Source organism: Bacillus sp. CPT56D-587-MTF (genome assembly GCF_058792335.1).
The window spans coordinates 5,591,231-5,613,307 of the sequence record NZ_JBYTEF010000001.1 but is presented as its reverse complement, the minus strand read 5'-3'; the positions used below and the strand labels follow the sequence as shown (position 1 = coordinate 5,613,307).

Sequence of the window (22,077 nt, the reverse complement as noted above, 5' to 3'; positions counted from 1 at the left end):
AAAGAGCACAAACTTACTTGTGCTCTTTTTCATATGCTTCAAACAACATATCTCGAAACAATGTATTTAAACTCTCAATATCGATTCCTGATCCCTTTTCAATTCCTTTTACATATTGCTGATAGTAATGAATTTGTTCTTCTAAAAATTGATTTAGCACCTTAATTTTCAATCCAACATCTAATTCAGTACCTGCTTTTTTCTTTATTAACAACTTTTCAATTTCATCTAACACGCTACGTTCTAATGATAATTCTGTAATTAATCGATCAAATTCTACAGGAGGTAAAGTCGTTTTCTCTTCTAGCCACTTACAAGCTAAAATGGGACGTAATACATAAAAGTACTTTTTCAGCTTTACATTCTCACCTTGCAAAAATTCACGATAATTTTTCGACGCCATATGTAAATAATGATATATCGTTGCTTTTGGATCAAAATTCTTCTCACTCATCTGTTGAAGTAGTTCTGGAAAATTAGAGTTTTTCGAATAAAAAATTGGTGATCGAATCCACTCAAGTAAAGCAGGATTCGACTTCGCGAATAGTTGCAACGCCTTTTTAATATCCCAACCACTTATATCTAAATCATCACTAATTGGATATTCAATTACATCTCGTTTGTCATGAATTGATAAATACCATTCTACCGGATGTATATAAACAAACCTAACATCATAATCGCTATCTTTCGATGGAAACCCCCAAGCACGACTCCCTGATTCCACCGCAAATAAAATTTTTACATCATTCTCTTTTTCAATTCTTTCTAACTCCAACTCGATTTTCTCTCTCATTTCATAACATCTCCATTTTTTGATTATTTCCTTGGAAATTCGACAATACACTATTAATTTTACTACATACTAAAAAAACTGTCAGAAATTACTGACAGCCTAATGAAACGTCTATTGTTGCTTTTCAATTACAGTAGCAGCAATTCGTTCAAACTCTTTTTGAATCTCCTCTTTATATGCATCTACTATTGAAAAATCCATAGCAGCAATATAAATTCGTTCTAATTTATCACGAACCGATTTTGCTTTCGCTAAGAAAGACATCGCCTCATTCATTTTTGCTTTATATTGAATGGAAACATCACGAATTTCCTTCGCATATTTCTCATCAGTCCCTGGCGTAACAATAAGGGCATACATATCAATAATTTCATCACCCTCGCGACTTGGAAAATATTCATGTGGTGCAGTGCTATCAAAAATTGCAAAGCCTAATTCTCTTACGATAACCATATCAAGACTATTCGGGTCAAATCCGCAATGATATACTTCAACTTCAAACCCTTTTTCTTCAGCTGCCTTAGCTAACTTTTTGAGCATCGTTGATTTTCCAGAGCCTGGGCGCCCTTTTATAAAATAACGATGTGGTAACCCTTCTGTTAAATTAGGAACAAAATCAACTGCTCCTTTCGGTGTAGCAGCTCCTAAAAAACGATGTTTTACAAGCGATTGTCTCCCGCTTTTATCTGCAAATAATTTCTGGATTAGCTGATTGGTTAGTTCATTTGCTTTATTAAAATCTATATTATCAATATATATCTTCTCCCACTCATCATGTATAACCAATGCCTCTTTAAAACGTGCGTAAGCAGACTGAAAAGCTTTGCTTGCTTCTGAAACAAATCTTTCAATTTCTAACTTCTGCTTTCTTAGTTTATCTGAGTCCCAAGCAATTCCTAAATTTATATACTCTTCAACAACTCCTGGCATTTTTGGCTCAATAACATGCGGCGATGTCCCATCAACAATTCCTACTTTTAATTTTGGGATAATTACACCATCAACCGATTTATTATCAGAAGAACAATGTAAAAATTCAATATCATATCCTTTTTCAATCCATTCACGACCTATTGCCTTTATTAAAGAAGATTTTCCCGTTCCTGGGCCACCCTTTAAGATAAATAATCTGTCTAATCCTTTTAAATTCTCTTCGTATAAATTGTGAAATCCCCTAGCTGTATTACCACCAGCATAATAATTTAATACATTTCCTGTCACTGCACTCACTCCTTCGCAGCATTCTATTTACATAAGCTACAATATGCGAGCAGCTTTATTTGGGTGAATACCTATTTTGTATTGCACGCAAAAAGGAAATGAATTACAATTTAACTATCGGAAAATTCCGATTTTAAAAACTGAATACTTCTTTATCAAGAGAGGCAGAGGGACCGGCCCTTTGAAGCCCAGCAACCTCAGTTTATATAAACTGAATAGGTGCTAATTCCTGCAAAATGCAATGCATTTTGGAAGATAAAACTCAACTAGCATGTAAAGCTCATCTTTCTTGATACTGAAGGATGAGCTTTTTATTATTTGAAAAACATATATTGGAGGTATGTAAAATGAAAGTAATTGATTTATCACAAACATTTGAAAATAATATGTCTCAATTTCCTGGAACACCTAAAATACAACTAGAAGCTGTTACAAGTGTTGAAGAATCAGGATATCAAGTTACAGATTTTCATTCTGTCGTTCATGTTGGCACGCATTGTGATGCCCCTGCGCATTTCATTTCAGGCGCAACGACCATCGATCAATTACCGCTAGATCAATTTGTAGGCGAAGCTGTTCTTATAGATGTAACACATATTCAAGAGCGAAAATTACCTAAGGCAGTATTGCATAATACTGACATAAAAGAAGGTGATATTGTTATTTTTCATTCTAATCTATCCACCAAATGGAATACAGAAGCTTATGAAAAGGAAGCATTTTATCTTTCTGAAGAATTAGCTAAAGAACTAGTGCGATTAAAAGTAAAATCTATCGGTTTAGATTTCATTTCTCCTGATGAAGTCACAACAGAAACATCACCGATTCATCACATATTACTAGGGAATAATATTTACTTAATTGAAAATTTAACAAACCTAGATGCTATCGAAGCAAAACGTTTCTTTTTCTCAGCAGCACCTTTAAAAATTAAAAATAGTGACGGTGCTTTCGCAAGAGCATTTGCTGTTATTTTTTAAACATAGCCTATAAAAAAAGCAAAGGCCACTATTGGTCTTTGCTTCTATATTTTCTATTTAAATTAAGAAAGAATTGTTCCACACGGGGACGCACCCAAGCTAAACAATCTATCTCTTTCTTCTTTGTGCAAGCTATCTCTTCTCCATCAACCATTTCAACAAGTTCTAGTTCTAACAGTTGCCTCGTGAATGCTAACATATTCACTTCTTCGGATGGATACTCTTCTTTTAATTTCTCCTCAATTTCCCCCAATAAAAAACCGTCACGCATCATTGCCAATGCATCAATCCAAAGTGGCGGCATTTCATATTTTTCTCCTGTAATTGTATCTTTTACAATATAATTCTTTTGCTCTTTTCGAAATTGAATCGTGTGTAAACATACAGTCGAATTTAATGTTAATTCCATCATACCACCTCTTTCATAATATCTGCATAGAAAAAAGGATGCGTGTGCACCCCTTCTTATCTTTTCATAACACTACTGAACCGCTACATGAGCAATCAATCTCATGTCGATATTTTCCTCCATTATAAACGAAGTATTTTATAAAAAAAACCCTTCTTGAAACATTTTATAAAATGTTTATATTTACACAACAAGAACACTTTTCTGAAAAATCTTTTCTCCCAATACATTAAAAGGTCGGCAAAAAAATTTCTACTTTCGTTCCTACTCCTACACTACTTTGGATCGTGATACTCCCTTGATGTTCCTTAATAATTTTATATGTAATCATTAATCCAAGTCCTGTACCAGTCTCCTTTGTTGTGTAAAACGCCTTGCCAATTTTTTCTAACTTCTCATTCTCTATACCAAATCCTTGGTCTTCAACAGAAATACACAAATGTCCTTGCGTTTTTTGATATGCACGGATATGAATTTCTCCACCCTCTGGCATTGATTCTATTCCATTTTTAATGATATTTAATAACACTTGTTTTAATTGCTTATCATCACCGTTTATAGCCGGTAAATTCCCATCTACTTGTAAATGACATTTAACTCTATATTGCGTTGCATAACTTTCCATTAGATGCACAACATATAGAAGGATGTCTCGTATATTACACCTTTCATAATTTGTTGGCTTTGGTTTTCCTAACAACATCAATTCACTAACAAATCCATTGACTCTTTCAATTTCTTGTAGCATAATGTCGTAGCTCATCGTATCAGTTGGATTTCTTTCTTTTTGCATTTGCGTAAACCCTTTTAACGCTGTTAACGGATTTCGAATTTCATGAGCAATTGTTGTAGACATAGTCCCAATCACAGCTAAATTTTCCGTCTCTTTCATATTGTTCATCATTTCAACCACTGTTCTTACATAAGATTGAAATCGTTTTAATAAAGAATGTGAAATAATGAAATAAAATACACATAAAACAAGTGGAATTATCACTTTTAAATCTTGTAATAGCAATGTGAAAAATACGTACTTTCCAATTACACTAAAGGACACTAAATAAAAGTATTTTCTATTCACGAAAACTGGGGCAAATAAAATTAATAACATTTCTACCATACTGCCATGTTCAAAAGGTCTATCCGTTCGCAAATAAATCATTAAATTATTCACAAGATTGATAAACATGTACCCAAATAAAAATAAATATTTTACAGAATATACATACCCTCTTTTTTGAAGATATATAGAAATAGGAAATAATGCTATTACAAATATAGGCACACCTATCCCAAGACTACCTTCTGGCCAACCTACCGCTGTTCCACTAATATTCATAGCAGGATATACAAAATAATATATAGCGTCATATAAAAAGAATATAATATAAAATAATAATATAAATACCTTTAAGGCTCTTCTTTCTTCATAAATCAAGCTCTTGTATTTATTCATATAAAAACTCCCCTTGATCGATACAAAAAACTTTCATTGTTATCTCCTTAAAGTATAAGTATGAAATTGCTTTCAGGGCAATATTTAACCTTATAATACTGAAAGGAAGGAGATCTCTCCTTCCTTTTGGTAACAACTTACATCCATCTTACCCTGTCATGTAACAATCCATCCGTAAAATTATTATGCCCTATTACAAAATCCTTCATATATAAATTTAAATACTCACCGTACTTACTTTCTGTATTTAATAACAACTCCTCAACGTAATAAGCACCTTGTTCAAATTGATCTAAAAGTAAACTGGACAAGCCCGCATAAATCCCGCACCCTACCTGAAAATACGTTGCATTCGTTTTATATTTACGAAAAACTTGGCTACTATTCATCACATTATACATATATGTCTCACTATTTTCATAAACGAGTAACACACCGACCAAGTCCTCTCCAGCAACCTCTTCTTCCGCTGGATTAAACACTTTACGATTCCAGTTCCATAAATCTTCTACTTGATCTAAGTTCTGTCTAATTATATTTGTTGTATACTCATTAATTCGGTAAAGAAAACCAACTTCCATATTAAAGTTTTTCCCTAAAATTAATACTTCCTCATGTGGCATTAAACAACCATAGAATTCTTTTTCTCCTAACTTCACTTTATACTCTGAAGCATATACATCTTCATAAAAGTAAAGAGGACGATGATGGCTCATATACATCGGATAACTCCAGATTGCTTCATCTAAAAATCGCTCTACTGCCCATGAAGCATAAAGTGTATGTGGCTTTATAAGTGCTGTATCATTCAAAAATGACGTGTCATGTTCTACAATATAACATGCTCTTGGCCTTTCATTTGGTCGTTCCTTCATAAGCTCAACAACCATCCATTGAACAACACCTGGATTCATACCTGAACCTATAATCGCTTTTGTATTTGTAAATTTCTCTTTCTCCTTCTCAAACCTTGTATATCTTTCCGTAAGCTGAAAGCCAATTAAGCTATCGTCCTGATCTACTGCCTCATTTTCCAAGGCTGAGTTAATATAACAAATTCCTAGTTCATTACAGCAGCTTAATACTCTAATTGTATCTGCCCCTGAAACATCAATCACAACACTCGTTCTTTTTTCTTTTAAATGTTGTTTAAATTCCACTACATTTTGAAGGTTTATTTCATATAAATATAATTGACCTTTCAGATTCGAAAACAACTCATCATAATAAGTCCTATCTTTTTGTTTTATATCCACCAAATGAAATTTGGCATTCTTTAATACTTCATAAATTGGATCTTTTTCATTTGCTATCGCTTGATTTAAAATTGCTAAAACTGCTTTTGCTGCTCCACCAGCACTACCAAGCAATGTAATTGATAACGAATTCGGAAACTGCTCCACAAACAAAACCCCTTTAATAAATTAGTTGAGCAGCTCCTCCTCAAAAAATAAATTGAATATATAATAAGATAGCTCGTACACAATGTTTATAAGTTAGTGCAAAGTTACCTTTTAAAAAATCACACTATACTATTCTTATATTCAATTCATTCTCCCCTCATCTCCAAATTAAACTAAAACAAATAGGCTCGACCTTTTCTTCTGCATATAAAAGAAAAAGCCAGCCCTTTCAACTAGCTTACGGACAATGGACAGATTTTACATGTTGAATATTTACATACATTTTCGCATCACGTGCTTTTGATATTTCAATATGACCTTCATCAATTTTCGCCATTTTTCCAATTTTATTGGACTCCTCACCTAAATCAAACACCATAATTTTCCCAGCCATTTTAATAAGCTGTTCTTCAAACGTTCGAGCTAACGTAATATTTAACGGATTCACGGGGAGTTCATTTTTATTGAGGGCATAAGGCACTTGATTTTCTTTATACGGAATTAACCATTTCAAGTGTTTTAAAGATATATATACAGTTTTATAAACTGGACTATAAAAAACAATATAATCGTTCATCACACTTGTAATATAACCATGTATTGGAGCATTTCCGGCTACATAAATTTCCGTAAAAATCCCTTTAGATGTACTTAATACTTTCCTCAAAGAAATTGAAGGAGACTCTCTCTTAATTACAGAATCCACATCTGGTTTTGAGATTTCTTCATCATTTGATCTTAAAAACTTATAATATTGTACATGATATAAAGATATATATACGTAGTCTTGTCCATTGTAAAGAACAACGATATCATTTCCTACATCAATTAATACACCTTTAAATCTTTTTTCACCGATTAATTTAACATATATATTTTCTCCAATACTTTTGTTTAACTCATTCATCTATATCCTCCTTCCTACGAATTTCTTCTTATCTGTCTTCCATTTCTAAAAAAATAATCAGGGCAAAGTTCTGTTTTAATAGTAAGTAATTCCTTTTCATACTATCGAAATAAGAAATTGTTCTTCTCTTTCCCTCATAATGCCCCTCTTATTTATTAAACATTATTCATCTTCATTCTTTTTACATTTAACTACTTGACTCACACTCTTAATATGAGACTTAATTACATAAATAACTTCATCACCGTTTACTAGTGTAATACAGCCATGGTGTACCTCACTTAATAAACCTTCCACACACTCTGGACCGCCACGATTAATTTTTACCCACTTATACTTCAAGTCTTTTAATATATCTAAAAAAGTATCCTCATCAGAGCAGAAACATGAACTATAGCAATCGCCACATTTACTTTCTTTCACTTTCTTCACTAGACTCTTCGTAACTACTCAGCCACCTTTCGGTGTCTTTTTTAAATTTTACTAGTTTCATATGCCTCCCATTTGTAAATACTGAGTATATCAAACAGGGGAGGTGAATCTTATGGTCGATCGAAAAATTATTTTAGATACATATAAAAAAGGACCTGAAGCTGTTATTTCTTTATTTGAAGAAACATTTTCTAAGTTAGAAAAACGTATACAAGAACTAGAAAATGCTTCAAAAAAAAACTCCAAAAATAGTCATAAGCCACCTTCTACAGATGGTTTGGGTAAGCCCGTTACAAAAAGTTTGCGCAAACCGTCTCATCGTCAAACGGGTGGCCAGTTGGGCCACAAGGGACATACTCTTGGTTTGACAGCGACTCCAGATCATACGATTACACATTCTCCTACATATTGTACTTGTTGTCATACTTCCTTGAACCACGAGCCTGTAAAAGGGTATCGCATTCGCCAAGTGTATGACTTACCACCTATTCAGATCGAAGTGACAGAACATAAAGTAGAACAGAAAGAATGCCCACATTGCCATTCTATCCAAGAAGCCCAATTTCCTTCGACAGTATCTCGTCCTGTTCAATATGGTCCAAATATAAAAAGACTGATTCCCTATTTAACGCATTATCAATGCATTTCTTTGAAGCGAACAAAAGAATTCTTTCAGGATTGTTTTGGACATTCTATAAGCGAAGGAACCCTGGTAAATCATACACAGGCTTTCGCTTCTCAATTGCAGCCATTCATAAAAGAAGTAAAGGAAAAGATTCTGCAGTCTCCTGTTGTCCATTTTGATGAAACTGGTATGCGTGTAGAAAACAAAACACAATGGTTACATACTGCCAGTACACCGGAGGTGACATTGCAACATATTCATCAAAAACGTGGAAAAGAAGCAATGGATGCTGGAGAAATCTTGCCATCTTTTTCTGGAATTGCGATGCATGATGGTTGGAAATCGTATGATGCGTATACAGATTGTCGTCACGTTTTATGTAATGCCCATCTCTTACGAGATTTACAAGGAATTATAGATAGTACTGGAGAACAATGGGCACAACAGATGCAGAAATTTCTAACGCAAGCGTTGACGATGAAAAAGCAATCCGAAGGTACCATGCCAAAAGCGACGCAAAAGAATCTGTTTATTATGTATCAATCCATATTGAAAGAACAACAGATTCTTTCCACGAAACAAAAGAAGAAAGGAAAGCAGACGCCTTCTCAAAATTTATGGAATCGCTTCGTCAAGTATTCTGACAGAATTCTAGGGTTTTTAGAACATCCAGCCATTCCATTTGATAACAATCAAGCAGAACGGGATATTCGGATGACGAAAGTAAAACAGAAAGTGTCTGGGACTTTCCGAAGTAAGAAAGGCGCAGAATCTTTTTGTCAGATACGAAGCTTTATGAGTACCATGAAAAAACAAAAACAATCGGTCTTACAAGCGATAAACCAAGTCATAGAAACTAGAACGGTTCCTTGGAATAACACGACTTCATAAGAGAATTTCTCTATTTGGCATAGATTCTTTCTCTGATTGGAGTATTTTCTTTTCATGTTTTCGAATCGGAAACATGTATTTGGCCTGTTTTTTTATTTGAAGAAGCTGAGTAGTTACGACTCTTCACATGTTTCAACTGATAATATACTAATTCACCATGAGGTAACTGTAACGTTAGATAATCTTTTCCTAACGATACGAGCTCACCAACTCGACTTTCTGGTCCACGAAGGTTTACTTTTACAGTCTCACCAACTAAACATTTAATTTGGTCACAGCATAATACATTCTCCAATTTCGTATCCCCCTTTCTTATTATCTTCCTCTACTTGATTGTCTTTGTGCACGAGCACGACCTGAATTATCACTACTTTCCTTACTATCGTCGCTCTCATCGCTCTCTCCGCATGCTAAAGCATTATAGTTAACACTTTTAATATGCTTTATTGCAATTAATATAATTTCTTCTTTTACGATTAATGTTACGAAGTCACAAGAAACATCTTGCAAAATGCCTTCCACTTTCTCTGGACCGCCGCGATTAATTTTCACCCAGCAATATTTGAAACTTTCAAGTAGTGCTTCAAAATCTTCTGCACAGGCGCAATCTTCCCACTCACAATCACTTGATCCACATTCTTTCGCATTTTTTGTAATACTTTTTAGATGTTTAAGTTGATAGTAATAAAGCTCACCTTTTTCATTCTTCAATACGAAGTAGTCCTGACATACTGATATTATTGTTCCTTTTTGAGATTCTGGACCACCCCTGTTTACTCTCACAAAAGATCCAATTAAGTCTTTCAAAAAATCACAATGAAATAAACTCACGAGAAAACCCCTTCCATTAATTTATAAGCTTTTGCACTGATAGTATATGTATCTGTACAGGTTACGTTCTCTATGTTTGTCCTAGCTAGAAAAAAATATGCTTTTAACATGGTAGACTACTACCTATCAAAATTTGAAGAAAGGCTAAGAACTCCTTATGTTTTTGATATCTTCAAACAAAAAATCCCTTATGAAGATACATTTCTGCATATCTTCATAAGGGATTTCCCATAGTTTAATCTTCGTCTTTAACATCCATATCTTCTGGAATTGGTTCGTTCAATATTTCTTCCACTAATTGCTTATATTTCTCCATTTGTTCTAAATGCGTATTGAATTGTTCTTTATTTACTAAATATTGCTCTCCATCGAATAGCGCACGAATTTTCTTTTGCTGAATTAACTCTTCAATATACGATTTTGGTAAATTCAAATACTCCGCAGTCTCTTCTATTGTTATATACAATGCGTTCATTCCTTTATTATTTTTTCATCTATACTGTATCTTACTTTACTTTATTTTTGTAAACAAATAAAAAAGATTTTGTAAATGCAGTTCAAAAAGCAGGTAGATGCATTCCATATATTGTATAGTATTATATAGTAAGAATTTTTTAAATATAGAATGGTATTACCCATTTACACAAAGGAGAGTTAACATATGGCTACTCGTCACATCATTACAATGTTAGAAAAAACACTGCAAGTTGAAACAGAAAACACAATTTCTCATTTGAATGTATCTTTATCTGATCGTTTTCTTTCTCAAAGCACAGCAATACATGAAAACAATTGTTATCATACAATTGGTGAATGGTACAAAAATCATTTCTTATTCCAACAAGATGATTTCCTTTGGGCTAAATATGCCTTCTATGACGCATATTGTGAAGCCATCCAAAAACAAGGTCATCTTACAAAACGCGTCCGTCAAATATTAGAATCATTGGCTCGAAAACACGGAAAACAGTATATTGCTTCTATACTAAATATGCCATTTCCTAATAAACGCGCTAAAGGGACAGCGTAATTTAGCCATGTTCTGTGTAAGCAAAACATAGCTAAATTGTTTTCTAGGATGCTTTACCAATAAAATGTTCATATCATATGAACTGATGAAACCGGTGTCATTATAATGATAGAAAATATAGTAAACAGGAAAACCCCCACGTACATCTCTCATTCACTTGAATAGAGAAATACGTGGGGGTATACTTGTTCCTTATTATTTCATCATCTGCTTAATCAGTTCGCGATTTCTCTTCTTAAATACTTCATTATGAGAAGAAACCATTCCGTACTCACTTGCATCTGGTTGGATAAATTGTTTTGCTTTATTCACAGCATTTCCAGCATCTTGGAATGCACCTGCAATTAAGTGTAGTTTCCCTTCGTGCTTTAAAATATCTCCAGCAGCATATAATCCATCTACTGAAGACTCACTATTTGCATTACCTGCAATATAATAATTATCTATAATTGCAACGTCTAACTCACTATTTTCTAATAATGTAATGTCGCGTTCATATCCATGATTAATAATAACTTCATCAATAGGTAAATGAGAAACCTCACCTGTTTCATGATTTGTTAATTCTACATATTCGATCGCTTCATGATTATCACCGGCAATTAATTTTGTAATCGATGTATTAAAGAAACACTCCGCTGAGCTGTTCATAAGTTGTTTTACTTGTGCTTCATGACCAGATAATTCTTCTTTTCTATAGGTTACATACACTTTTTTCGCAATTGGTTCCAATTCATTTGCCCAATCAACAGCAGAATTGCCTCCACCGGAAATAATAACTGTTTTACCTTTGAAACGCTTTAAAGATTTAACTGTATAATTTAAATTCGATACTTCAAATCGCTCAGCACCTTCAATAGATAACTTTTGCGGTTTCAATATACCACTTCCTGTTGCGACGATAACTGTTTTTGAAAAGTGTTCTTCGCCAGTACTTGTTTTTAATGTAAAAGTACCATCTTGATTACGAATAATCGATTCTACTTTTGTATCTAATACAACTTCCGGCTTAAATGTTAACCCTTGCTGTACAAGTTGTTCAATTAACTTATCACCTGTAACTGGCAATAGTCCTCCTACATCCCAAATCATTTTTTCCGGATACACATGTATTTTTCCACCTAAATGTGGTTGAAATTCTATTATTTTCGTTCTCATTTCTCTGAGTCCACTATAAAAAGCTGAATAAAGCCCTGCAGGTCCTCCGCCTATCACGGTTACATCAAACAATTCTTCTCGATTCATTCGTGCTCACTCCTCAGCTATTAATCGTTGATTATCATTCTCAATAAAATATAACCTGTTTCCGCAAAATTTACAATCAAAATTACTATTGACAATACACCTATATAAAATTATATTATTTAAAGAATCAATAGTGATAATCATTATCATTTTGTTAATAATTAGCAAATTTGAGATTACATCTTCTTTCGTTAATATGGTTATTACTATATTATAAAATCTCATATTCAAGATTTTTAATAAATTATTTTGCATTACCACTACTATTTCAAAAAGATTGCAGTTAAACAAATTATTGTATACACATATCATCTATGTTAAAGGAGAAAGACGATGAAAAAGTTATTTATTTCACTAACAGTCCTTTTCGTTCTTGTTATGAGCGCTTGTAGCAATAGCTCTACAGACAAAAAGAACGATGCAAAAGGTAGCAAATCAGAAACAATTACATACCAATCTGAAGATGGTAAAAAAGTAGAAGTTCCTGCAAATCCAAAACGCGTTGTTGTATTATCATCATTCGCTGGTAACGTAATGTCATTAGGTGTAAATCTTGTTGGGGTAGATTCATGGTCTAAACAAAACCCACGTTTTGATAGCAAACTTAAAGATGTTGCTGAAGTATCTGATGAAAATGTTGAAAAAATCGCTGAACTAAATCCAGATTTAATCATCGGTTTATCAAATGTTAAAAATGTCGATAAGTTAAAGAAAATCGCGCCTACTGTAACATACACTTACGGAAAAGTTGATTACTTAACACAGCATTTAGAAATCGGTAAGTTATTAAATAAAGAAAAAGAAGCAAAAACTTGGGTTGATGACTTCAAGAAACGTGCACAAGAAGCTGGTAAAGAAATTAAAGCAAAAATCGGTGAAGATGCAACAGTTTCTGTTGTAGAAAACTTCAACAAACAGCTTTATGTATACGGCGAGAACTGGGGCCGTGGAACAGAAATCCTGTACCAAGAAATGAAATTAAAAATGCCTGAAAAAGTAAAAGAGAAAGCATTAAAAGAAGGTTACTACGCATTATCTACTGAGGTATTACCTGAATTTGCTGGTGATTACTTAATCGTAAGTAAAAACAAAGATACTGATAACTCATTCCAAGAGACAGAATCATATAAAAACATCCCAGCAGTAAAAAATAATCGCGTATATGAAGCAAACATGATGGAATTCTATTTCAATGATCCACTTACATTAGATTTCCAACTAGACTTCTTCAAGAAGAGCTTTCTTGGTAAATAATACAAACATGAGGAATTCTTAATTTAAGAATTCCTCTTCCTTTATTCTATGAACAGAAAAGATGTGAAACGAATGACAAAAGATCATGACAATCCACGTTCTATAGCTTTTACATACAAACTAATTTTAAGCTTAATTGCATTCTTTCTTATTTTTATGGTTGCAATGGTATTAGGTGCTGCAGATACTTCAATAAAAGATGTATGGTTAGCACTCACTTCCTCCGCTAAAGGAGACAAAATATCTATTATTCGAGAAATACGTTTACCACGTGAAGTTGCTGCTATTTTTGTAGGAGCTGGATTAGCCGTTTCTGGGGCAATTATGCAAGGATTAACACGAAATCCACTTGCGGATCCTGGATTATTAGGGCTATCTGGTGGAGCAAATGCTGCGCTTGCACTGACACTTGCTTTCAACCCTTCCATCAGCTATCTTTACTTAACATTAGCTTGCTTTATCGGTGCTGCAATTGGCGCAATTATGGTATTTGGAATTGGTATGGTGAAAAAAGGCGGCCTTTCTCCTCTTCGAATTGTATTAGCGGGCGCTGCAGTTTCAGCATTTCTACTCGCAATTTCAGAAGGAATCGGCATTTACTTTAAAATTTCACAAGATGTATCACTTTGGACTGCTGGGGGCGTAATTGGAACAACTTGGAGCCAATTAAAAATTATTATTCCGGTCATTTCAATTAGTATCTTTATCGCTATCTTACTAGCAAAAAAATTGACAGTTCTTAGTTTCAGTGAGGAAGTGGCTATTGGACTAGGTCAAAAAATTATTGTTATTAAAACTATTTTATTTATCATTATTATCTTACTTGCAGGTGCATCTGTAGCTCTTGTTGGAAATATGGCATTCATCGGCTTAATGGTACCTCACATGGTACGCCCAATTGTCGGTCCAGATTACCGATTTGTTATACCGATGTCAGCAATTGCTGGAGCATCCTTTATGCTACTTGCAGATACAATCGGACGTACTATTAACGCTCCATACGAAACACCAGTTGCGGCAATTGTCGCGATTGTAGGGTTACCATTCTTCCTATTCATTGTACGTAAAGGAGGAAAAACATTCTCATGATGCAATCTATTTTAAGAAAACAGCGTCTCATTATACTCGCTTTACTTATAGTAATCATCACAACCATTGTAGTTGGAATGGGACTTGGTTCAGCATCTTTATCTTATGATCGACTACTCCCAACATTAATGGGGCAAGGGACTTTTAAAGAGGAGTTTGTTTTATACTCTTTAAGACTACCTAGAATTGTCATTACATTATTAGCTGGTATGGCTCTCGCTTTATCAGGGGCTATTCTGCAAGGAATTACCCGAAATGATTTAGCTGAACCTGGTATTCTTGGTATTAACTCTGGGGCTGGTGTTGCTGTTGCTATTTTCTTTTTATACTTTCCAATAGACGTAGGTTCATTTCTTTACTTACTACCTGTCGTTGGATTTATTGGGGCATTTCTGACAGCTGTTCTAATTTACGTGTTTTCATATAGTAAATCAACTGGACTTCAACCAATACGATTAACATTAACTGGTATCGGTTTTGCATTTGCACTATCTGGAGCGATGATTGTCCTTATTTCATCCGCTGATCGTATGAAAGTGGACTTTATCTCAAAATGGATTGCCGGAAATATTTGGGGAGATGACTGGATTTTCGTTTTAGCAATGCTCCCATGGTTAATCGTATTCATTCCGTTTGTTTTCTATAAAGCAAATCGATTAAACATTTTAGCATTAAACGAACCAGTCGCAATTGGCGTTGGAATTGAAATTGAAAAAGAACGCAGGTACTTATTAGTTGCAGCCGTTGCACTTGCAGCCGCAGCTGTTTCCGTAACAGGAGGAATTAGCTTTATCGGATTAATGGCTCCTCATATCGCGAAATCTTTAGTAGGTCCAAGACATCAAATCTTCATGCCTATCGCCCTTTTAATCGGCGGATGGCTATTATTATTAGCAGATACAATCGGACGAAATATCGTTGATCCTAATGGCATTCCAGCAGGTATTGTCGTTGCTTTAATTGGGGCTCCTTACTTTATGTATTTGTTGCTTAAAAAAGCTTAAAAAACACCCTCAAGATTTCTTGAGGGTGTTTTTGTTTCATTCTACTGCTGCCCATACCCTTCAAACTTCTTCGCCAAATTCTCCATCTCATCTTCTGGCAATAGCTTTGGTTCCCCAATGCTTTTCGTTTGATAATAAATTTGAGCACAAAACTCAATCTCTTCTGCAACAGTAAACGCCATTTTTATATTATTTGCACCAGCAATTAAACCGTGATTTGCAAGTAAAACAGCACGGCGATCAATCATGCCTTCAAAAGCAGCCTCCGCTAATTGCTTCGTACCAAATGTTTCATACGGTGCACAGCGCACATTCGGTCCTGCGAAAGCAATTAAATACGATACAGCAGGAAGCTCCCATCCTAATGATGCAATCGTCTTCGCGTAAGGAGAGTGTGTATGCACAAGCGCATTTATATCTTCACGCTTCCTATAGTAAATAAGGTGCATATCTAATTCACTTGATGGTTTTCTCTCTCCTTCTACTACTTCACCATCTAGGTTTAATATAACTACATCTTCAGGCTTTGTTTCATAATACTCTAAACCACTTGGGCTAATCGCAACAAGACCTTGTTCACGATTAAAGATACTAATATTACCGCCCGTTCCCTTTGTTAAACCACTAGAAATCATTTTCTTTCCATACGCTACAATTTCTTCTCTTTCTTTTTGTAATAACATATACATCCCCCTAAGTATGAAGCTTATGATGACTGACTTTTACATTTATCTACTTATTGAAATAGCTTTTTTAAATTCTCCGTAAACGGTGCCTTTACAATCCCTTTTTCTGTAATAATCGCTGTTACATTTTCATGTGGAGTAACATCAAATGCTGGATTATATACTTTACTTTCTTTCGGAGCTGAATATTTTCCGAAGCGATTAATCACTTCAGAAGCATCTCTTTCTTCAATCGGAATTTCTTTTCCTGTCGATGTCTTTAAATCAATTGTCGGTGTTGGCGCTGCTACATAAAACGGAATGTTGTAGTACTTAGCTAAAATAGATACGCCTAACGTGCCAATTTTATTTGCTACATCACCATTTGCTGCCACACGATCACATCCAACAATTACCGCATCAATCTTCCCTTGTGACATGACCATAGCTGCCATATTATCTGTAATAACAGTAACGTCAATGCCTGCTCGCTGCAGTTCTAATGCTGTTAACGTTGAACCTTGTAATCTAGGGCGTGTTTCATCAGAATAGATTTTTAAGTCCCATCCTTTTTCTTTCGCTAAGTACATGGGAGCTGTCGCGGTACCATACTTAGTTGTCGCTAACGCACCAGCATTACAATGTGTTAATACTCCCATTCCATCATGGAATAATGTTAATGCATGTTCTCCAATTTGACGGTTAATTTCTTCATCTTCTCTATGAATCTCTTTTGCCTCTTCTAGTAATCTATTTTTCAGCTGTGAGATTGATAAATGAATATTATCTGTCGCTACACTTTCCATTCTTTCAAGTGCCCAAAATAAATTTACGGCAGTCGGTCTTGATGTCGCCAAGTATGTACATACCTTTCTTACTTCATCCATAAATCCTTCTTCCGTACTTTCAGCAAATTCCTTTATCCCTAAATACACTCCATAAGCAGCTGAAACACCAATCGCGGGTGCACCTCGTACTTTCATTACTTGAATCGCATCCCACACACTTTCAGCTGTTTTAAAAGATTCATAGACAATTTCATTTGGTAATAACGTTTGATCTAACAAAACTAAAGCATCATCTTTCCACTGAATTGGTATTAATTGCTCTTCCATCATATTCTCCCCTTACTTCGCGTAGTGCATTGACTGTTCTTTTAACGTTTCTACAAAACTTGTGCCCGTTCTATATTGATTCGCTCGTAAAATAAAACCCTTCGCTACTTGAAGACAAATTCGCTCCGCTCTAGCACGTGCTTCCTCATTCCCAATACAAGTAATATCTTTTACTTTCGCTAATCCAACAATACGGCGAATTAATTCCAGACCTGTCACTGCAGCTGTATCCTCTAATACAGATTGCAAATAGACTTCGCTAAAGCCTTCTTCCTTCGCCATAATCTCGGTCACATGAATATCCCAAGCACCTAAAAACTTCTGCTTAAATAAATCAATTACCTCTACCATCGTAGTTTGTAACCAATCCATATACGTATCTTTCTTAGCTCCAGGTGACATCGTTGCATCTGCATTCACCCAAGCAAACATTAAATTCGCCATTACATTCCCAACGTCATATCCCATAGGTCCATAAAAAGCAAACTCAGAATCAATAACCTTTGTAGAATCATCTCTTACAAAAACAGAACCAGTATGTAAATCACCATGAAGTAATGCCTGTGCATTCGTCATAAAAGAAAATTTACGTTTCGCTACTTCCATACGAAGCTCTTTATCACTATAAATATGTTCCCTAATCCATCCCTCATTTAACTGAAATAACTCATTACGCTTATTATGATTTGTAAATGGTTCTGAATATACGAGGTCCTCTGTAATCTCACATAATTCAGGATTTATATAATTCTTCACAAGTTCCTTCTTCTCTTTATGATTCATTACAACATCCGATGTTAATAAAAGTGTATTTACCATAAAAGTAGTTAAGTCGTCAGCAAGCCTCGGAAATATTTGATGATTTATAAGTGCTGTACGTAATATTGTGTGATCCGATAAATCTTCCATTACGCAACAATTCATCACACTATCAAATAAATACACCTTAGGAACAAGTCCAGGTGCTAACTCATCCTCTAACTGCAAAACATCTGATTCTATACGAATACGATTCGTCGACAACTTAAACTCATCTGAAATGCGAGCTGTATCCCCAGCTTGCTTTACGATGACAGACATGTTCTCTTTTTCATCCCAAACGCGGAACACATAATTTAAATTGCCATCACCTATTTCTTTACACTGTAACCCCTTTGCATGTTCAAACTTAGATAATTTCTCTTTCACATATGCAATCACATCTTTAGCTTCCATTAAAAAATACTTCATGAACTTAGACATGGTTTCCCCTCCACACTAATTGTAAGCGTTTTCTAAAAGCTATAAAAAATAATAGGTTGAATTTTTTCATCCTATAAATATGTATTCTTCTTTTTGAAAGGTATATCTAGGTTTTATTATATCTCGTTAGCACTTTGAGTCAATATTTCTAACTATCAGCGTAATATACTTCCTAATTATATATTCGAGATGACAAAAATTGTTCAAAAAGATTTCGATTCATTTTATTTTATTTATCGCACAATTCTTTGTAAAATAGAAATAAGCAGTTCCTTTTCAAATACATAACTTCTAAGAAATATTTCCTTCCTAAGAATTTACACTTACACCATATCTCTAACATACACACTACTCTTTCAAACAATCATTGAAAATTTATAAACTTAAAGTTACCTTTCCATTCTCTGTTAGCCTTAATTGAGAATAAATATTAATTAAATCGGTATAAAGTTGGTTTATTCTCTTGACAAAATAACCACTTCTATATGATAATTAATATCGAATTAGAATTATTATAGTTAATTAAAAAATATATTTTATGAGCACACTATTTTTTGATGCTCAAAACCAACATTTAGGAGGAATTTTAATATGTTATTAATCGGCACAGAAGTAAAACCGTTTAAAGCTAATGCTTACCATAATGGAGAATTTATCCAAGTTACTGACGAAAGTTTAAAAGGAAAATGGAGTGTAGTTTGTTTCTACCCAGCTGACTTCACATTCGTTTGCCCAACTGAACTTGAAGACTTACAAAACCAATACGCAACTCTAAAAGACTTAGGCGTTGAAGTATACTCTGTATCTACAGACACTCACTTCACTCACAAAGCATGGCATGATAGCTCAGAAACTATCGGCAAAATCGAGTACATCATGATTGGTGACCCAACTCGCACAATCACTACAAACTTCAACGTTTTAATGGAAGAAGAAGGTCTTGCTGCTCGTGGTACATTCATCATCGATCCAGACGGCGTTATCCAATCTATGGAAATCAATGCTGACGGTATCGGCCGTGACGCAAGCATTCTTGTTAACAAAATTAAAGCTGCTCAATACGTACGTAACAACCCAGGTGAAGTTTGCCCAGCTAAATGGCAAGAGGGTTCTGCAACACTTAAACCAAGCCTTGACCTTGTAGGCAAAATCTAAGGAGTTCGATCAAAATGATACTAGATGCAGATATAAAAACACAACTATCCCAATACCTTCAATTAATGGAGAACGATATTTTACTTAAAGTAAGCGCAGGAGACGATAACGTATCTAAAGATATGTTATCTCTAGTAGACGAATTAGCTACTATGTCATCTAAGATTACAGTAGAAAAAGTTGAATTAGAGAGAACACCAAGCTTTAGCGTAAACCGCCCTGGTGAAAACACTGGTGTCGTATTCGCTGGTATTCCATTAGGACACGAATTTACATCATTAGTGTTAGCTTTACTACAAGTAAGTGGACGCGCTCCAAAAGTTGAACAAAAATTAATCGATCAAATTAAAAACATTCAAGGCGAATATCATTTTGAATCTTATATCAGCCTAAGTTGTCATAACTGTCCTGATGTTGTACAAGCTCTTAACGTAATGAGCGTTCTTAACCCTGGTATTACACATACTATGATTGATGGCGCTGCATTCAAAGAGGAAGTAGAAAGCAAAGACATTATGGCAGTACCAACTGTTTACCTAAACGGCGAATCTTTCGGAAGCGGTCGTATGACACTTGAAGAAATTTTAGCTAAAATGGGTAACGGTCCAGATGCATCAGAGCTTTCTGATAAAGATCCATACGATGTTCTTGTTGTTGGTGGCGGCCCTGCTGGTGCAAGTGCAGCAATTTACGCAGCACGTAAAGGCATCCGCACTGGTATCGTTGCTGAGCGCTTCGGTGGTCAAGTAATGGATACTATGGGCATTGAGAACTTCATCAGCGTGAAAAAGACTGAAGGTCCTAAGCTAGTAGCAAGCCTTGAAGAGCACGTAAAAGAATACGACATCGATGTAATGAATCTACAACGTGCGAAACGTTTAGAGAAAAAAGAACTTATTGAAGTGGAACTTGAAAACGGCGCTATTCTGAAAAGTAAGAGCGTAATCGTTTCTACAGGTGCTCGCTGGCGTAATGTTGGCGTACCAGGTGAAGCTGAGTTCAAAAATAAAGGTGTAGCATATTGCCCACACTGTGACGGTCCATTATTCACTGGAAAAGACGTAGCAGTTATCGGCGGAGGTAACTCTGGTATTGAAGCAGCTATCGACTTAGCAGGTATCGTTAAGCACGTAACTGTTCTTGAATTCATGCCAGAATTAAAAGCTGATGCTGTATTACAAGAGCGTCTTAACAGCTTACCAAACGTAACTGTTCTGAAAAACGTTCAAACGAAAGAAATCACTGGTACTGATAAAGTAAACGATATTTCTTACATCGATCGTGAAACTGAAGAAGTTCATCACGTTGAATTACAAGGTGTATTCGTACAAATCGGTCTTGTACCAAACACAGACTGGTTAGGCGAAACAGTTGAACGCGTTCGCGGTGAAATCGTAACAGACAAGCACGGCGCTACAAACGTACCAGGAGTGTTTGCTGCAGGTGACTGTACAAATAATCCGTACAAACAAATCATCATCTCTATGGGTTCAGGTGCAAACGCAGCTTTAGGTGCATTTGATTACTTAATCCGTAACTAATAAAAAAGACGCGCTACCAATAGGTAGCGCGTCTTTTTTATTATATTTCATGTAAATAGTTATCAAGTTCCTTCCAACTCATTACTGTATAAGGTGTACCTACATTCAATACTACTTTTACATTTTCTGCTACTATTTGCATTCTCTTAGTTGGATTATCTCTTTTTCCTGAAGGATAAATAGCAAGTTTCATCATTTCTTGCTTTCCATCTTCATAAATCCTTTTCTTTAAACCAAATTGGTTAATTTGTTCCTTTGAAGGAACTTCTTTGCCTTCCCAGTCACATATTTCAAATAGAGGATACCTATCTCCGTGCCATTCCTCAATAATCTCAATTACTTTAAGAATAATACAACTCCCTGATACTAATTCATAACTAACAGCATCACCGCTTTTAAAGAAGTATTAGCTATAAATCTTTTCGGCACTTTTTTAGCTTCTGGCTGCCGAGAATGTAACTGCTCTCTTAGTTTATTTAAAACTACTTCACGTTTCTTCTGTAATTTAGGTTCTTCTTCCCAACGGGCTAAATCTGCACCACTTTCTATTATTTGCAATGCCTCCTGCTTAACATTCTCTTGAAGTCTCCCTAACCTCCATTGTATGGAAGCAAATACTAACCAAAAAACAATAGTCTCTTCATTATCTAATTCATTCTTGTATTCCTCAATTACAATCCTACTTGCGTCCTCATTTGAATATTCATTTGCTAACAAATCCTTATACAGTAACTTAATATCTTCAGCAATATCGTCTGATAATATTGCTACTCCCCAAGCCCCCAT

The 22,077-nt window shown here is 34.9% G+C and carries 20 protein-coding genes, 3 pseudogenes and 1 riboswitch; of the genes and pseudogenes, 8 read left to right on the top strand and 15 right to left on the bottom strand.

Translation table 11 applies throughout. From position 1 onward, the window contains the following. Window positions 1–13: 13 nt before the first annotated feature. Both AC3WVZ_RS29020 and AC3WVZ_RS29015 read right to left on the bottom strand, forming a co-directional pair. On the bottom strand, window positions 14–796 hold the full coding sequence (locus AC3WVZ_RS29020) for a nucleotidyltransferase domain-containing protein (protein WP_001208237.1): 783 nt from the start codon (window positions 794–796) through the stop codon (window positions 14–16). Between the two features lie 111 nt (window positions 797–907). After that, window positions 908–2,017, bottom strand: a complete 1,110-nt coding sequence (locus AC3WVZ_RS29015) for a PRK06851 family protein (protein WP_000147462.1) — start codon at window positions 2,015–2,017, stop codon at window positions 908–910. A 149-nt stretch (window positions 2,018–2,166) separates the two neighbouring features. Next, window positions 2,167–2,279, top strand: a riboswitch (SAM riboswitch). Window positions 2,280–2,364: 85 nt separating this feature from the next. Here AC3WVZ_RS29015 and AC3WVZ_RS29010 point away from each other — a divergent pair. After that, window positions 2,365–2,997, top strand: a complete 633-nt coding sequence (locus AC3WVZ_RS29010; protein ID WP_000862977.1) for a cyclase family protein — start codon at window positions 2,365–2,367, stop codon at window positions 2,995–2,997. 28 nt (window positions 2,998–3,025) lie between these two features. Here the strand turns inward: AC3WVZ_RS29010 and AC3WVZ_RS29005 are convergent, their stop codons facing one another. From AC3WVZ_RS29005 to AC3WVZ_RS28985, 5 genes and pseudogenes are all read right to left on the bottom strand, one after another. Beyond that, the gene (locus tag AC3WVZ_RS29005; protein ID WP_000424116.1) at window positions 3,026–3,406 is read right to left on the bottom strand and encodes a hypothetical protein; all 381 of its coding nucleotides are present in this window, start codon (window positions 3,404–3,406) and stop codon (window positions 3,026–3,028) included. Between the two features lie 229 nt (window positions 3,407–3,635). Continuing rightward, window positions 3,636–4,862, bottom strand: a complete 1,227-nt coding sequence (locus tag AC3WVZ_RS29000) for an ATP-binding protein (protein WP_001046103.1) — start codon at window positions 4,860–4,862, stop codon at window positions 3,636–3,638. A gap of 137 nt (window positions 4,863–4,999) precedes the next feature. Next, window positions 5,000–6,265, bottom strand: a complete 1,266-nt coding sequence (locus tag AC3WVZ_RS28995) for a hypothetical protein (protein WP_000434719.1) — start codon at window positions 6,263–6,265, stop codon at window positions 5,000–5,002. A 238-nt stretch (window positions 6,266–6,503) separates the two neighbouring features. Beyond that, a complete protein-coding gene (locus AC3WVZ_RS28990; protein WP_233935786.1) occupies window positions 6,504–7,172 on the bottom strand; it encodes an LSm family protein in 669 nt (222 codons plus the stop codon). 162 nt (window positions 7,173–7,334) lie between these two features. Then, a pseudogene (locus tag AC3WVZ_RS28985) lies at window positions 7,335–7,613 on the bottom strand (spore coat protein); the annotation flags it as partial. Between the two features lie 103 nt (window positions 7,614–7,716). On the opposite strand from AC3WVZ_RS28985, the gene tnpC reads away from it, so the two are divergent. Beyond that, window positions 7,717–9,120 (top strand): IS66 family transposase, encoded by a 1,404-nt coding sequence (gene tnpC / locus AC3WVZ_RS28980; protein ID WP_233935200.1) that lies wholly within the window; start codon window positions 7,717–7,719, stop codon window positions 9,118–9,120. Window positions 9,121–9,238: 118 nt separating this feature from the next. Here tnpC and AC3WVZ_RS28975 read toward each other — a convergent pair. The 3 genes and pseudogenes from AC3WVZ_RS28975 to AC3WVZ_RS28965 all read right to left on the bottom strand — a co-directional run. After that, window positions 9,239–9,415: pseudogene (locus AC3WVZ_RS28975) on the bottom strand (spore coat protein); the annotation flags it as partial. A 20-nt stretch (window positions 9,416–9,435) separates the two neighbouring features. Next, the gene (locus AC3WVZ_RS28970) at window positions 9,436–9,951 is read right to left on the bottom strand and encodes a spore coat protein B (RefSeq protein WP_000051525.1); all 516 of its coding nucleotides are present in this window, start codon (window positions 9,949–9,951) and stop codon (window positions 9,436–9,438) included. Window positions 9,952–10,186: 235 nt separating this feature from the next. Then, entirely contained in the window at window positions 10,187–10,426 is a 240-nt protein-coding gene (locus AC3WVZ_RS28965; protein WP_002025240.1) for a helix-turn-helix domain-containing protein, read from the bottom strand. A 186-nt stretch (window positions 10,427–10,612) separates the two neighbouring features. Between AC3WVZ_RS28965 and AC3WVZ_RS28960 the strand changes: the two genes are divergently transcribed. After that, on the top strand, window positions 10,613–10,981 hold the full coding sequence (locus tag AC3WVZ_RS28960) for a hypothetical protein (protein ID WP_000235476.1): 369 nt from the start codon (window positions 10,613–10,615) through the stop codon (window positions 10,979–10,981). Between the two features lie 195 nt (window positions 10,982–11,176). On the opposite strand, the gene AC3WVZ_RS28955 is transcribed toward AC3WVZ_RS28960, so the two are convergent. Further along, a complete protein-coding gene (locus tag AC3WVZ_RS28955; protein ID WP_001078299.1) occupies window positions 11,177–12,226 on the bottom strand; it encodes an NAD(P)/FAD-dependent oxidoreductase in 1,050 nt (349 codons plus the stop codon). A gap of 333 nt (window positions 12,227–12,559) precedes the next feature. On the opposite strand from AC3WVZ_RS28955, the gene AC3WVZ_RS28950 reads away from it, so the two are divergent. The 3 genes from AC3WVZ_RS28950 to AC3WVZ_RS28940 are packed head-to-tail and all read left to right on the top strand — an operon-like array spanning window position 12,560 to window position 15,573. Continuing rightward, window positions 12,560–13,480 (top strand): iron-hydroxamate ABC transporter substrate-binding protein, encoded by a 921-nt coding sequence (locus AC3WVZ_RS28950; protein ID WP_000732597.1) that lies wholly within the window; start codon window positions 12,560–12,562, stop codon window positions 13,478–13,480. A gap of 48 nt (window positions 13,481–13,528) precedes the next feature. Further along, window positions 13,529–14,569, top strand: coding sequence for a FecCD family ABC transporter permease (locus AC3WVZ_RS28945; protein WP_002025239.1), 1,041 nt, complete (start codon window positions 13,529–13,531; stop codon window positions 14,567–14,569). After that, window positions 14,566–15,573, top strand: a complete 1,008-nt coding sequence (locus tag AC3WVZ_RS28940; protein WP_000983751.1) for a FecCD family ABC transporter permease — start codon at window positions 14,566–14,568, stop codon at window positions 15,571–15,573. The genes AC3WVZ_RS28945 and AC3WVZ_RS28940 overlap by 4 nt, the downstream gene beginning before the upstream one ends. A gap of 41 nt (window positions 15,574–15,614) precedes the next feature. On the opposite strand, the gene AC3WVZ_RS28935 is transcribed toward AC3WVZ_RS28940, so the two are convergent. From AC3WVZ_RS28935 to mtnK, 3 genes are read right to left on the bottom strand one after another with little or no spacing between them, the layout of a single operon-like run. After that, complete coding sequence (locus tag AC3WVZ_RS28935) at window positions 15,615–16,256, bottom strand: L-fuculose-phosphate aldolase (protein ID WP_000926557.1); 642 nt, start codon at window positions 16,254–16,256, stop codon at window positions 15,615–15,617. A 53-nt stretch (window positions 16,257–16,309) separates the two neighbouring features. Then, window positions 16,310–17,356 (bottom strand): S-methyl-5-thioribose-1-phosphate isomerase, encoded by a 1,047-nt coding sequence (mtnA, locus tag AC3WVZ_RS28930; RefSeq protein WP_002025237.1) that lies wholly within the window; start codon window positions 17,354–17,356, stop codon window positions 16,310–16,312. 9 nt (window positions 17,357–17,365) lie between these two features. Next, entirely contained in the window at window positions 17,366–18,595 is a 1,230-nt protein-coding gene (mtnK, locus tag AC3WVZ_RS28925; protein ID WP_233935784.1) for an S-methyl-5-thioribose kinase, read from the bottom strand. A 591-nt stretch (window positions 18,596–19,186) separates the two neighbouring features. On the opposite strand from mtnK, the gene ahpC reads away from it, so the two are divergent. Next, window positions 19,187–19,750, top strand: coding sequence for an alkyl hydroperoxide reductase subunit C (gene ahpC / locus AC3WVZ_RS28920; RefSeq protein ID WP_000924420.1), 564 nt, complete (start codon window positions 19,187–19,189; stop codon window positions 19,748–19,750). A 14-nt stretch (window positions 19,751–19,764) separates the two neighbouring features. Next, window positions 19,765–21,291 carry an alkyl hydroperoxide reductase subunit F gene (ahpF, locus tag AC3WVZ_RS28915; RefSeq protein ID WP_233935782.1) on the top strand — a complete coding sequence of 509 codons (1,527 nt, stop codon included), beginning with the start codon at window positions 19,765–19,767 and terminating at the stop codon, window positions 21,289–21,291. A gap of 40 nt (window positions 21,292–21,331) precedes the next feature. On the opposite strand, the pseudogene AC3WVZ_RS28910 reads toward ahpF, so the two are convergent. Further along, window positions 21,332–22,077, bottom strand: a pseudogene (locus tag AC3WVZ_RS28910) (hypothetical protein).

What these genes read in the sequence shown, in the direction of transcription:
- AC3WVZ_RS29020 (WP_001208237.1), bottom strand. Translation starts at nt 796, where the DNA reads ATGAGAGAGAAAATCGAGTTGGAGTTAGAAAGAATTGAAAAAGAGAAT.
- AC3WVZ_RS29010 (WP_000862977.1), top strand. Translation starts at nt 2,365, where the DNA reads ATGAAAGTAATTGATTTATCACAAACATTTGAAAATAATATGTCTCAA.
- AC3WVZ_RS29005 (WP_000424116.1), bottom strand. Translation starts at nt 3,406, where the DNA reads ATGGAATTAACATTAAATTCGACTGTATGTTTACACACGATTCAATTT.
- AC3WVZ_RS29000 (WP_001046103.1), bottom strand. Translation starts at nt 4,862, where the DNA reads ATGAATAAATACAAGAGCTTGATTTATGAAGAAAGAAGAGCCTTAAAG.
- AC3WVZ_RS28990 (WP_233935786.1), bottom strand. Translation starts at nt 7,172, where the DNA reads ATGAATGAGTTAAACAAAAGTATTGGAGAAAATATATATGTTAAATTA.
- tnpC (WP_233935200.1), top strand. Translation starts at nt 7,717, where the DNA reads ATGGTCGATCGAAAAATTATTTTAGATACATATAAAAAAGGACCTGAA.
- AC3WVZ_RS28965 (WP_002025240.1), bottom strand. Translation starts at nt 10,426, where the DNA reads ATGAACGCATTGTATATAACAATAGAAGAGACTGCGGAGTATTTGAAT.
- AC3WVZ_RS28960 (WP_000235476.1), top strand. Translation starts at nt 10,613, where the DNA reads ATGGCTACTCGTCACATCATTACAATGTTAGAAAAAACACTGCAAGTT.
- AC3WVZ_RS28955 (WP_001078299.1), bottom strand. Translation starts at nt 12,226, where the DNA reads ATGAATCGAGAAGAATTGTTTGATGTAACCGTGATAGGCGGAGGACCT.
- AC3WVZ_RS28950 (WP_000732597.1), top strand. Translation starts at nt 12,560, where the DNA reads ATGAAAAAGTTATTTATTTCACTAACAGTCCTTTTCGTTCTTGTTATG.
- AC3WVZ_RS28945 (WP_002025239.1), top strand. Translation starts at nt 13,529, where the DNA reads ATGAACAGAAAAGATGTGAAACGAATGACAAAAGATCATGACAATCCA.
- AC3WVZ_RS28940 (WP_000983751.1), top strand. Translation starts at nt 14,566, where the DNA reads ATGATGCAATCTATTTTAAGAAAACAGCGTCTCATTATACTCGCTTTA.
- AC3WVZ_RS28935 (WP_000926557.1), bottom strand. Translation starts at nt 16,256, where the DNA reads ATGTTATTACAAAAAGAAAGAGAAGAAATTGTAGCGTATGGAAAGAAA.
- mtnA (WP_002025237.1), bottom strand. Translation starts at nt 17,356, where the DNA reads ATGATGGAAGAGCAATTAATACCAATTCAGTGGAAAGATGATGCTTTA.
- mtnK (WP_233935784.1), bottom strand. Translation starts at nt 18,595, where the DNA reads ATGTCTAAGTTCATGAAGTATTTTTTAATGGAAGCTAAAGATGTGATT.
- ahpC (WP_000924420.1), top strand. Translation starts at nt 19,187, where the DNA reads ATGTTATTAATCGGCACAGAAGTAAAACCGTTTAAAGCTAATGCTTAC.
- ahpF (WP_233935782.1), top strand. Translation starts at nt 19,765, where the DNA reads ATGATACTAGATGCAGATATAAAAACACAACTATCCCAATACCTTCAA.